Annotated in this window: 13 protein-coding genes; all 13 read right to left on the bottom strand. The window is 48.9% G+C overall.

Features of this window, described 5'->3' with window-relative positions; all coding sequences use genetic code 11:
* Window positions 1-127: 127 nt before the first annotated feature.
* Complete coding sequence (locus tag IPF95_14245) at window positions 128-1,684, bottom strand: signal peptidase I (GenBank protein MBK6475846.1); 1,557 nt, start codon at window positions 1,682-1,684, stop codon at window positions 128-130.
* Between the two features lie 80 nt (window positions 1,685-1,764).
* The gene (dapB, locus tag IPF95_14250) at window positions 1,765-2,511 is read right to left on the bottom strand and encodes a 4-hydroxy-tetrahydrodipicolinate reductase (GenBank protein MBK6475847.1); all 747 of its coding nucleotides are present in this window, start codon (window positions 2,509-2,511) and stop codon (window positions 1,765-1,767) included.
* 53 nt (window positions 2,512-2,564) lie between these two features.
* Window positions 2,565-3,392, bottom strand: coding sequence for a zeta toxin family protein (locus tag IPF95_14255; protein MBK6475848.1), 828 nt, complete (start codon window positions 3,390-3,392; stop codon window positions 2,565-2,567).
* A 2-nt stretch (window positions 3,393-3,394) separates the two neighbouring features.
* A complete protein-coding gene (locus IPF95_14260) occupies window positions 3,395-3,643 on the bottom strand; it encodes a hypothetical protein (protein ID MBK6475849.1) in 249 nt (82 codons plus the stop codon).
* Between the two features lie 184 nt (window positions 3,644-3,827).
* Window positions 3,828-4,121, bottom strand: a complete 294-nt coding sequence (locus IPF95_14265; protein MBK6475850.1) for a type II toxin-antitoxin system RelE/ParE family toxin — start codon at window positions 4,119-4,121, stop codon at window positions 3,828-3,830.
* Window positions 4,114-4,365 (bottom strand): type II toxin-antitoxin system ParD family antitoxin, encoded by a 252-nt coding sequence (locus IPF95_14270; GenBank protein MBK6475851.1) that lies wholly within the window; start codon window positions 4,363-4,365, stop codon window positions 4,114-4,116. Before IPF95_14270 ends, IPF95_14265 begins: the two co-directional genes overlap by 8 nt.
* 165 nt (window positions 4,366-4,530) lie before the next feature.
* Window positions 4,531-5,451, bottom strand: coding sequence for a T9SS type A sorting domain-containing protein (locus IPF95_14275; protein ID MBK6475852.1), 921 nt, complete (start codon window positions 5,449-5,451; stop codon window positions 4,531-4,533).
* 28 nt (window positions 5,452-5,479) lie between these two features.
* Window positions 5,480-6,124 carry a hypothetical protein gene (locus IPF95_14280; GenBank protein ID MBK6475853.1) on the bottom strand — a complete coding sequence of 215 codons (645 nt, stop codon included), beginning with the start codon at window positions 6,122-6,124 and terminating at the stop codon, window positions 5,480-5,482.
* Window positions 6,125-6,174: 50 nt separating this feature from the next.
* Window positions 6,175-7,050, bottom strand: coding sequence for a ParB/RepB/Spo0J family partition protein (locus IPF95_14285; GenBank protein ID MBK6475854.1), 876 nt, complete (start codon window positions 7,048-7,050; stop codon window positions 6,175-6,177).
* Complete coding sequence (locus IPF95_14290; GenBank protein ID MBK6475855.1) at window positions 7,047-7,868, bottom strand: ParA family protein; 822 nt, start codon at window positions 7,866-7,868, stop codon at window positions 7,047-7,049. The genes IPF95_14285 and IPF95_14290 overlap by 4 nt, the downstream gene beginning before the upstream one ends.
* A 337-nt stretch (window positions 7,869-8,205) precedes the next feature.
* A complete protein-coding gene (locus IPF95_14295; GenBank protein ID MBK6475856.1) occupies window positions 8,206-10,188 on the bottom strand; it encodes a KUP/HAK/KT family potassium transporter in 1,983 nt (660 codons plus the stop codon).
* 196 nt (window positions 10,189-10,384) lie between these two features.
* Window positions 10,385-10,771 (bottom strand): PUR family DNA/RNA-binding protein, encoded by a 387-nt coding sequence (locus tag IPF95_14300; GenBank protein ID MBK6475857.1) that lies wholly within the window; start codon window positions 10,769-10,771, stop codon window positions 10,385-10,387.
* An 88-nt stretch (window positions 10,772-10,859) separates the two neighbouring features.
* Complete coding sequence (locus IPF95_14305) at window positions 10,860-12,761, bottom strand: ABC transporter ATP-binding protein (GenBank protein MBK6475858.1); 1,902 nt, start codon at window positions 12,759-12,761, stop codon at window positions 10,860-10,862.
* Window positions 12,762-12,837: the final 76 nt, after the last annotated feature.

The raw sequence follows: 12,837 nt of genomic DNA on the forward strand, positions 1-12,837 counted from the left end.
TGAGTGAAGTTCATTTAGTATCGAAAACCGACGTTTGATCCAACAGTAAAGTTCAATTTCTTATACATCGAACGGCACCGGGCCCGATATGCTTGGAGCGTTATCGAAGCTACGGACAATGCTTGGGCTATTTCACCAAGGTGAACAAGCGTTTCCAACGAATACCTGTGTACGGATCCTTCGTGAACCACACCAGCACTGCCTTACCTACCACATGGTCATGCGGCACGTAGCCCCAGAAACGAGCATCCTGTGAACGGTGGCGGTTATCACCCATAAGCCAGAAATAATCTTGCTTGAACGTGTAACTGGTGGCAGCAAGGCCATTTATAAAGATGGTACCATCCTTCACTTCAAGGTCATTGCCCTCGTAGAGATCAATGATCCGCTTGTACAGCGGTAGCACTTTCAGATCCAATTGCACCGTAGCGCCTTGCTTGGGAATGTAGATCGGTCCGAAATTATCCTCGCTCCAATCGTATTGGGGATCATTCGGGAAATAGGGGAGTACATGACCGGATCCAGTATAGCCTTTAGGGTGGTTCTGCCGTGTAAGCGGTCCGAAGAAGGCGTTCCCTTCCATCAAGGGCACTTGCTCTTTGGTGAGTGCGATATTGATCACGCCCCGCGTTGGAGTGCCAGAAAGATCGCCCATGGAAACGTTGTATTGCTCCTTCAACATCTTTTCACCGCGATCATTGATGTTTGCTTTCAGTTCCGCGTCATATCCGAATTGTGCTTGATCGTAGAATTTCTCTTTGACTCCGTCGATGTACACATATCCATCGCGAACCTCCAGCGAATCGCCGGCTATACCAACACAGCGCTTGATGTAATTCTCGCGCTTATCGATCGGTCGCACAAGAATATCGCCCATTGGCATTTGCACTTGTTGATCGCCGACCATATTGGGCAAGCGGAAGTTAGGATCATGGATCTTGTTACGCCCATTATCGCGTACCAATTGATAGTAACTCTGGTTCTGGAAGTTTGCCACCACGGTGTCTCCTTCAGGGAAATTGAATACCAGTGCATCGCCACGCTGAGGAGAGCCGAAACCCGGCAAGCGGCGATACGGTTGACTGAACCAGTTGACGAAAGAAGGTGTGCTTACTGTTAGCGGCATCGTGTGATGCGTGAACGGGAACGTCATCGGGGTAATGGGCAACCGCGGACCATAGCTCAATTTGCTCACGAACAAATAATCGCCCACCAACAAGCTTTTCTCCATCGAAGGAGTAGGGATGGTGAAGGCTTCGAAGGTGTACGTGCGGAATACGGTCGCAACGATCACGGCGAACAGAATGGCATCACCCCATTGGCCCAACATACCGCGTTTCCGTTGCGCCACTGGGACAGGACCTACATATGCTTTATCACTGAAAACGACCTGTGGGATCTTCACCCAAGGAAAGAAGGTCATGATCACATGGTCCTTGAAGTCACGCTCACCGAGAACGATGGAGATGTTCACGTTCATGATGATGAACATCAGTAAATTCACTCCAGGCACAATGAACAAGAAGACCCACCACCATGGTTTGCCACTGATCTGCAGCCACACGATGATATTGTAAACAGGCACGAATGCCGCCCATGCGGGTTTACCGGCTTTTACAAAAAGCTTCCAAAGGCAACCGAGAACAACAGCGAAATACGCGAACAGGAATAGGTATGGGATCATGGAGCAAGTGATCGGGTCAGGCTACGAATATCCGGAGTTTCAAATGGATAGGACCACAAATAACGCACAGCGAACGCAAGTCATGCTTGATCCAGCACATCATCCATGTTAAAAAAGCCTTGTTTGCCAAGGAGCCATTCCGCTGCGATAACCGCACCAAGAGCAAAACCACTGCGATCAAATGCCTCATGGGAGATCACGATCCGATCGTTCCCGCTAGTCCAAGAAACAGCATGCTTACCCGTTACTTCACCTCTACGTTCACTGAAAATAGAGACAGGACCGGGTTCAATTGAATTGGCGTTGCGAGAGATGGTCTGATCGGCAGCATTGTCTTCCTTCAACTCGAACCCGGAATACCCCTTCGTCTTCAGGTCAATATCCCGTGCTAACGTGATCGCCGTTCCGCTGGGGGCATCCAGTTTATGGATGTGATGGATCTCATCGATGTGGGCTGCATAGTCCGGTCGTGTGTCCATAAGACCAGCCAACATGCGATTGACCCGAAAGAACAGATTCACGCCAATACTGAAATTACTGGCCCACAGAAGCGAACCCTTCTTATCTCCGACCTTTTTGCGAACACCGTTCATTTTATCATACCAACCCGTTGTCCCCACCACCACAGGCACGTCGTGATCAAGGCATAGGTCCATATTGGCCAGCGCCTGATCAGGCGTGCTGAATTCAATGGCAACATCGGCACCCGTTGGGGCAGTACCCGCATTGGCGCCGGTTACACGCAACACGACCTCATGGCCGCGCGCAACCGCGACCGCCTCTATGGCCTTACCCATTTTGCCATAACCGTATAGGGCGATCTTCATTGGTTATTCCTGTGTGTAATTCGGGTGATCGCCGAAGGTAGTGGGCGCCTTACTTATTTGATCCCACGCGTGGCCTGAAAGAGTTCCATTTGTCCTTTTAGCTGCGCATTCTTTGGGAAATGGGCCAGATAATATTGGACAAACCAGAACGGCATATGATCCATAAAGATCTTCCAGTCCTGTTCACCGTCGGGTAATTTTTTATGCGTCCAAAATAGGTGTGATTCAATTCCAGAATTATCCCAAAGGAATGTATGATACGCCAGATCAATAGCAGCACGAAGTTGATCCATTGAGCGATAATACCGGTCAATGATCTTGTCTTTTGGAACATTGTGTCCACCTTCTTTTACGCGGATCTCTTGTACCCGCTGCACATTGATAGATGGATCTTCTGTTCCGACATAGTACAGGTATACTTTGTAGCCTAGGTCACGAGCACGTTGCATCAATGCCAATTTGCTCGGATGGCTGAAAACGGTCTCGAATGTGAACTTATGTTTCCTGTCCAAGAGCTGGTCATACAAGTATTGCGCAGTCAATTGGGCTAGGCGGTCATTCACGTTGGGGGCATTGGACCTGAGCTTGCCAGCGTTCAAAAGCAATGCGGAGTCCAGATCAGTTGAGGTGAATCCTTTGCCCAAAAGCCCTGATCCTTTCGCAAAAGCCAACACATCATTCCGATCCAAGGAAACATCATAAGGGGCAAGGTCAAAGCCTTTGCCCGAATTGAGCACTTGCGCAATATCATCTGCGTTAACGTAAAGTCCAAAGTCTACGTTCCTTCCATTTACTTTGAAACGGCGTACTTCGCGTATAACGGTTGTCTTTCCCGAACCGTTCGGGCCAGCGAATACACGCATACGCGGCTCTCCCGCCATTTCTACGCTCGTTCTTTGGCTGGCATGGTCAGCGTTAGCTGTTTCACGCGCTTCACAACAGTGCCTTTGGCATTTATCCGTACAAGCCAACCATCCTTTACCACTAGCAGTTCATCCACGTGCTTAAATGCTCTCTTGTTAGCTTTGCGGGTTGCTGCCTTTGAAGCAGCCTCCAACACTGCCTTGCCCATGAACACTTTTCGAGGCGTTGCAGACTTTTCCGAAGGGTTACTATCTTTCTTGTTAGGCATGGCACTAAGATACGCCGTTGAATAGGAAGATCACAACCTCCATCTGAATGACTTGCTGCAAGTCGAGTTATTGTAAACTTCCGTTTTTAAGTTTGCCAGACTGGCTCAATATCAGAGATCTGAAAAGAACCGACGGAGTTTTTACCACGTCGACTGGAATCATGAACTACAATATCCAACACTACTAGATTCGACCCTTCAGATCCATTCGCTCGTGCAGTATTCTTGAGGTCTCAATATTATCCCGATCCACTATTCGGAAGAGTAGAACGCGTTTCATTACCTGCACTCCATTCAGTTCTGATCGGATTCCTTCATATTTCTTACCAAGCCTTGGATCATCTGCAGCTTCTTGGCATGCATCGAGAAGGTTCTGGTAATACTTATCTGCTTGTTGTTCGGACCATCGGTCCAACGTGTAGTTCCAAATATCTCCCAGATCCTCGACCGCTTTATTGGTCAAGATGAATTTACCCATTGGAATTCCTTCTGGCTTTCAACGAGGCAAGATGATCTTGAGGGTCGAAATCGTTGGCGAGTCCACTATCTATTCCTTCCTTGATGGCCTGTCTAAGTGCAATGACTTTGCTTTCCTCTTCCTCAAGAAGTCTAAGTCCCGCTCGAATTACTTCGCTTACGTTGTTGTATCGTCCTTCGGAGATACTGCTTTGAACGAATTGTTCGAAATAGTCTCCTAAGGTTATGGATGTATTCTTACTCATTGTTCAACGGTTTTTCAAATGTGCCAATATTTGGTATAGTGTCCAAATTGTTGTGTGAGTAGTGGTTTAGACAAAGTAGCCACAGGCTACGATGCTTACTACAACTTTCGCGTAGCCACAGGCAACGCGGAGATAAGGGTAGCCACAGGAAACGCTGAGGACGGTTCAATCATCGGTACGTACAACCTTGTACACACCTATGGCTCGATCAGCCAAGGACCATGCACGAAGAAAATAGGTGCCTAAAGTGAGGTCAGAAAGATCGGCACTGTTCCCGGTGCCATCGAGCCTCTTCATTCCTAGGGTATCAAACACTTCAAAGCGAATGATCGCCTCCCCGAATTGTACAGAATTTGCCGTAGGGTTCGGAAAAAGAACGAGCACATTCCGATCATGATCTGAAGATATTCCAGTGATCGGGTAACAGATGCCTTCTCCATAAACGGACATACCGTTTTCTTTGACACATTCCAGCGAAAGGAAGTGGGATAATCCAAATTGTACATCCAACGGATGAGAAGGACCCGAAGACCCACCAATTCCCTCAATTATTGATCGTGTTCCAACGAAGTCTTCCAACGAATCAACAACGAACCGCTTTCGGTAACTACCATTAATATCGACCGAATCGATCAAGATAACGTTAGCCCATCTAGGGTAGTCTGAAACGGGTGCATTAGGAAAGCTACTTGGATAGGGTATTGAGTCGCCAACCTCAACGTTGAAGTCATAGATCATGTATTCTTCAATCGGTTCGATCAGCACATAGACGCGTTTATCCTGTTCTCGAACAAAATGCGCAATACCGTTCGCATACGATGAGTTATTACAGTTCATGGATAAAATGTATGATTGAGAATAGAACTCCTGCCGCCAGATCACCTGATACGCTTGACCATTGAGAATCGTATCACCACCAATAAAGTAGGTATCGGTATAGATGTCTTCGCACTGAGCGTCCACGCTACCTCGAAATACAGTTGTCCATTGTCGGCTTGGTTCCCCAAAGAGCGGAACGAATGTCTGAGCGAAGCCATCTGTTACAAACAAAATGACCGCAAGTGAAAGAAGCACTACACTGCGCATGACCAGAAGTTTAGTGCAAGGTAAGCAACTACCGCAACGCTAACCCTATACTGATCCCCACCGCACCTTGCGACAAAGCGGGTAGGGAAGGTCCCATTTCCATACTCAAGTCCGGACTCACATCGAAACGCACGAAATGCGCATCAACGCTGGCGTCTATGATATTCAAGGCATACACCGCACCCATTGCGATATAGCTCAGATCGCGCCATCGACGATAGGTATCCACAACGTCCAGGACGCGGTCAGCGCTCACTGACCCATTGAACTCATCAATGGTGGTCGGGTCATTATCCACAATAGCGATGTACGCATCCTTGTACCGGCGATATTGCTTGGTGTTCTCAACAATAAAATACGCACTAACGCCCAAGCCGGCCCACACGATCGGCGCTTTCCAATATTTGCGGTTGTAGATCTGGCCGGCGCCAGGAGCCAATGCACTCAAGATCGAAGCTTTCTTGGGTGAATGCCGTTCTTGCCAAGTAAGCGAGTCTTTCGTGATGCTCGCAGGTACTTCTGATATCGGTTCGTCGGTGAACGGTTCTACCGTTTTCAACTGCGTATCCGCACTGTCAGAGACTAGCTCCACACCAACGCTATCAACCTGTGCAAGGAGCGGGGTCGAAAAGACCAAGAATGCACTAAGGGCGTATATGATCAGGCGTAGCACGGCACAAAGATCGGACTAATGGAACGAAAGCCGATCAGGAGAAATTGCGATCACCCTTGTACGACACGCAGGATCCTACGGAGTTCGTCGTCCGTCTTAAACGTGATCTCGATCTTTCCTTTGCCCTCGTTGTTCTGTTTCACCACAACACGGCTGCCGATAAGATCCGCCAATTGTTTGCTCAATTCCTTGTTCGGACGAGCAGCGGTACCGGAACCTTTTTTTGCTCCGGAATTCCGTGCAAGCTCTTCGACTTGTCGCACACTCAACTGGCTTTCAATGATCCGATTGAACAGATCCACTTGTTTCACCGGATCATGGATCGCGATCAACGCTCGCGCATGGCCCATACCGATGCTGCGTTGGCGCAGACCGAGTTGCACTTCAGGAGGAAGCTTCAATAGCCGCAGGTAGTTCGTTACAGTAGCACGGTCCTTACCGACCTTCTCGCTGAGTTGCTCGTGCGTTAGGTTCACTTCATCCACCAACCGTTGGAAACTGATCGCCACCTCGATGGCATCCAATTCCTCGCGCTGGATGTTCTCGACCAATGCCATCTCGAGCATGGCTTCGTCATTGGCAACGCGGATGTATGCTGGCACTTCCACCAGACCCGCCAGTTGCGATGCACGGAAACGGCGCTCACCACTGATCAACTGGTAACGATCATAACCGAGTTTGCGAAGCGTAACTGGCTGTATCACGCCTAGCTCACGTATGCTCTGAGCCAATTCGGAAAGCGCTTCATCGCTGAAATGCGTCCGCGGTTGGAACGGATTCGGTTCTATGTGCGCGATCAAGATCGATCCGATCGGGCCAGCACTGCGAGGTGCAGCGCCAACATTGGAAATAGGAGAACTTGCAATATCCGTGGAGGGGTCCTCCAATAGCGCACTTAATCCGCGGCCCAGGCTTTTCTTTTTCATGATCCGATCTCTTCCTCAACTGCCAACGTCCGCTCTTCATTCGGGATCCGGGTAAGGCTGTTCTTCTGCAGCACCTCACGTGCAAGATTCAAATAATTCACTGCACCCTTACTGCTTGCATCATGCATAATGATCGTTTGGCCATGGCTCGGCGCCTCGCCAAGTGCAACGTTCCGGTGAATGACCGTATCGAAGACCAACTGTTGGAAATGTGTTTTCACTTCGTCCACAACCTGGTTCGCGAGGCGCAAACGGCTGTCATACATGGTCAACAACATGCCTTCGATCACGAGTTCCGGATTCAAACGCTGTTGTACGATCTTGATCGTGTTCAGCAATTTGCCAAGACCTTCCAACGCAAAATACTCGCACTGAACGGGCACGATCACACTATCGCTGGCTGTAAGGCTGTTCACCGTAACCAGACCAAGAGAAGGGGAGCAGTCAATAATGATGAAATCATAAAGCTCGCGAAGCGGTTCCAGAACGGCTTTCAATTGTTGTTCGCGATCGCGCATGTCGATCATCTCGATCTCTGCACCTACCAGATCAATATGTCCTGGCAGAATATCCAAATTCGGGTTATCGGTCTTCATGATCACATCCGTGGCAGGTATGTTGTTCACGATGCACTCATAGATGCTTGCTTTCACAGTGCGTGGATCATAACCAACACCGCTGGTAGCATTCGCTTGCGGGTCGGCATCCACCAATAGCGTTCTCCGTTCAAGCACTCCCAAGCAGGCGGCCAAGTTGATCGCAGTTGTGGTTTTGCCAACGCCGCCTTTCTGATTTACGATTGATATGATCTTCGCCATGTGTGAGCTTTTTCTTTGATGTATAAACGTTGACCCAACGCTTAAGAACGGCGCAAGATTACCGCCCATCATCCGTACTTCGTAATCCACATGCTCTGTACTTTTGAACATTCTGACGGTGAACTAGAAATTCACCATTCACTAACTGCCTGATGTGCTAAGCAGGTATCCTGATCACTTTGGCGAAAAAGGGCTGTTGAAAGAACTTTCCAAGAGGAACGAGGAAGACGCGGAACTACACCTTCAGTGGATGCAAGTCGGAGTGTTCAATGATCAGGAAACGATCCTCAACTTCCAGATCCATGTCTCAGATCTGGCAATTCCATTTTGATCCTGCTCACTGATCCGATCCCGCAGTCGGTGGCTCCGCCTTAGGTCTTATGCGGTGCAATGGAACTTTCTTTTGTTCTCCAAGGATCAACGGAACATATTCCACAACCGTATCTGTTTGGTCCAACCCGAATGCACTTCGATCAGAAAGCGTGAACCGTTTCAGGAAGAAATAAGCATCCAGGAGCAATTCATCCTTCACGGACAGTTCGTTCTCAACGGATAGGAAACGCTCCATGAGCACGTAGCGGATGTCTGCAGTGAAATCGTGCTTCTTCATTGATTCATACTTACTGCGGAAGTCGATCTCATTGCTCTCCACCATTTCCTGGATCACCCGTTTGAACAAAAAATTCATGCGCGGTTGAATTCGGAAACCAAGATCGAAGTCCACGCGGATCACCTTGTCATGCGCAAGCTCGGTAACGCGGTAGTTCATGGTGAATGGTTCATCGGTCCAATTCACGTGCAGGAACCAGTAAATATCCGCACGCTTTGGTCTTCGACGTAGGATGGAATCCAGGATCTTGCGCTCTACGTTGCGCGGACTATTGGCCTTGGTAAGAAAGACCAAATGTGTTGCGAATTTCGGTATTTCCTTATCGCGGCTAAGGTCATTGATGGCCGGGAAGTAGTCGTACAAATAGCGGAAATCCAAGTAACGGTTCGTGATCCGGCGTGCACGATACCACATGATCATCATCAAGAATAAGCTAAAAACAACCAATAGGAACGACCATCGACCTTGCAGTTTCACACTGTTCGAGATAAAGAACGCCAGTTCCAAAGCAGCGAAGATCGAGAGTGTACCGATCACGGAGAACAAGGTCCACTTCCGTACGAAGCGAAGCCAGAGGAACATCAAGCTGGTCGTCATTCCCATGGCAACAATAATGAACAAGCCATAGATGGCTTCCATCTGTTCACTTTCGCGGAATGCGAGCATGATACCGATGCAACCTGCCCAAAGGATCAGGTTCACGCTGGGTATGTAGATCTGTCCGCGCACATCACTTGGGAATTTGATACGAACGCGCGGCCAGAAATTCATGGTTATTGCTTCACTGATCAAGGTGAAGGACCCAGTGATCACAGCTTGGCTAGCGATGATGGTGGCGAGCGCTGAAATAATGATACCGGTCAAAAGGAACCATCCTGGCATTACGGCATAGAAAGGGTTCTTCCCATCGAGTACGTCCAACCCGCTGTGCAGGATCCATGCACCTTGGCCCATATAGTTCAGGACCAGCGCAGTCTTCACGAAGATCCAACTCATTCTCACGTTGCTTAGTCCAACGTGGCCCAGATCATTGTACAACGCTTCTGCACCTGTGGTACACAGCACTACTGCACCTAAAAGCCAAAATCCTTGCGGGTAATTCACTAAGAGATCATAGGCGTATTTCGGGTTGATGCATTTCAATACTTCCGGATAATGGCCCACTTGCACGATCCCGAGGATGAGGAGCATACTGAACCAGATCAGCATCATTGGGCCGAATACCGTACCCACCACTTTGGTGCCGAAACGTTGAATGAGGAACAATGCCGAAATGATCGCAATAACTATGGTAACGGTAAGGTCTCCGCCTGGAACGATCACATCTTCCAAACCTGGCACACCACCTAAACCTTCGATCGCTGAGCTAACGGAAATGGGTGGTGTAATAATACCATCGGCCAGAAGACAAGCGGCACCGATAGTAGCAGGAATATAGACCGTTCGCGCATAGCGGCGTACCAGCGCATAAAGAGAGAAAATACCACCCTCACCGTGGTTGTCGGCTCGTAGTGTGAGGATAATGTACTTGAGCGTTGTTTGGATCGTTAATGCCCAGAACACACATGAAACACCGCCCAACACCAATTGTTCGGTTATGGGTCGGTCGCCGACGATGGCTTTCATTACATACAAAGGCGAAGTACCTATGTCCCCGTATATGATCCCTAGTGTAACCAGCATCCCGGCTGCACTAAGCTTCTTGCTCATATCATGCGCCATTGAAAGAGGATATGGATGTTGCAGAGATCAGCATCACGCTTGTGGAAAGCGGACAGGGTGTTTTTGCGAACCGATCTGTATAGAAGAATTCCACGGGAAGGTTCCGCTCAAAGCGCAACGGGCGGCGAAATTAGGTGGAATGGATAGAATCCGGATCAGATAAATAAATGATGTCCATACAGCATCAATCTTCCGTCTTTCCGTCCAGATCCTCGAACTTAACGTCCGTGTATGGGTTCTTGGGAGCATTTTCATCCACTGGTCCTTCGCCACTCGACAGACCAATATCCTCTTCTACATGTTTATTGTGCCGCTCTCTGCGTGGTCCATGCAGCCGATCGATCTCGTCCAGCGCATCGTGCATACCATCAACGAACTTTTCGAAATCCTCTTTGTAGAGAAAGATCTTGTGCTTGTCATAGGTCGCTGAACCATCTTCGTTCGTATGCTTTTTACTCTCCGTTATAGTGAGGAAAAGGTCGCCGCCACGGGTGCTTTTCACATCAAAGAAATAGGTTCGTTTTCCTGCTCTTACAGCTTTGGAATACACATCCTCACGATCATCCGACATAGTTGTATCTGGGCTTTAAGCTAGGAGAGTTCAATACCAAATATAGAATTGATCGCTGAAAGCGCAAGTTTTGAGCTTGTTCACCGCATTATTCCACCTCACGAGCTTCTTCAAGCAATTGCTCTTCGTGCAATTCGGCGTAGAGGCCATTCAGCTTCAATAATTCATCGTGTGTACCTCTTTCGGCAACACGTCCGGACTCTAGGACGAGTATCTGATCCGCCGCCTTAACAGCACTTATCCTATGACTGATGATCACGGTTGTACGACCTTTCATGATCGTGCGTAGCGCATTCAGGATCGCTTCCTCGGTTTCCGTATCCACTGCGCTCAACGCATCATCGAATAGTAGGATCCGAGGGTTTCCAATGATCGCTCGGGCAATGCTCATCCGCTGCTTTTGACCACCACTCAGGGTGATACCACGTTCCCCAAGCAGCGTATCATAGCCCTTGGGAAAATCGATGATATTGTGATGCACATTGGCATGCTTCGCGGCTTGTTCAACGCGTTCTTGGAGCTTGGCCGTTTCAACAGATCCATTTACACTGTCCAAGCTGAATGCGATGTTGTTCCGGATCGTATCACTGAACAAGAAAACATCTTGTGGGACGAAGCCAAGTTGATTACGAAGTCGTTCCAATTTGATCCGTTTTATGGGCACGCCATCGATCAGGATCTCGCCAGAGGATGCATCATAGGACCTGCCGATCAAGTCAGCAAGCGTGCTTTTGCCACTACCGGTATGCCCAACGATCGCCAATGAACCACCAACGGGAACATGGAAGGAAACGCGGTCCAGCGCCTTGATATCCGTAATTGGATAGGTGAACGAAACGTTCTTGAAGGTGATCGCTCCTTTCAATTCAATGAGATCATCGGCTTCGTCCAGAATTGATGGTTGGGTATCCAGGAATTCATTGATCCGCTCCATACTTGCACTGGCTTGTTGAACCAAGGATGTGACCCAACCTACGGAAGCAAATGGCCACGTAAGCATGTTCACATAGATCACGAATTCGGCGATATTCCCAATGCTTACGGAACCGTCGCCACCGATCACCTTCATTCCGCCGACATAGATCGTAAGCACGGTGCTAAGGCCGATCAAGAAGAGAATGGCCGGCATGAACAGTGCTTCTATCCTGGCCTGCTCCAAACTACGCTTGCGATAATCGGCTGCTGCTTCCGCAAATCGTTCCGTAGCCATTGGTTCCTTGCTGTATGCCTTAAGCACCCGGATCCCACTGAAGCTTTCTTGTGCCAATGTGCTCAACCTGCTTTGTTGCTGCTGAACGGCCATACTTCTTCTATTGATGACATCACTCACGTAATAGATCACGATGGACATGATCGGTAAAGGAGCCAAGGTCCATAGCGTCATTTCCACATTCACCGAAAGCATCCGCCCCACGCATAAGGCAAAAAGCACGATCAGTCCAGCGGTATACATCACCGCAGGTCCTAGGTACATCCGTACTTTACCAACATCCTCGCTGATGCGGTTCATTAGATCACCTGTGCTATTCCGCTTATAGAATGCGCGGTCCAAGTGTTGATAATGCGCGTAAATGGTATTCTTCAGGTCATATTCGATCAAACGGCTCACTACGATGATCATCTGTCGCATCAGAAAAAGAAAAACGCCCCTGATCACTGCAAAGGCAAGATAAAGCAATGCCAACAGGCCAGCCGCCCATACGATCGTTAACTTGATCGTATCGTTATCATTGAGCTGCTGTAAACGGCCTTCCAGATCAATGCCGGTCCAACCAACCCAAAGTTGTAATGTGGCAGGAACATCCAGATGCCGTTCAGCCACCGGTATTTCCATCTGCTTCACGGCAGTGGCTATCAGGTCCACGGCTTCTCGTACGACTTGTGGTGAGTATACGGCGAACCAATTGCTTAGCACCACGAACACAAGGCCCAGCAGCATATGCCACTTGTATTTGGCGAAGTATGGATTTAGCTTGAGGAGCGGTCGCATTTGGCGAAGAGAACTTACTAGATTTGCCCCGCCTAATTACGGCGTTGAAGAAATACGGGTCAAAGGTAGGCAGCGT

Source organism: Flavobacteriales bacterium (assembly GCA_016704485.1).
Classification (GTDB): Bacteria; Bacteroidota; Bacteroidia; order Flavobacteriales_F; family PHOS-HE28; genus PHOS-HE28.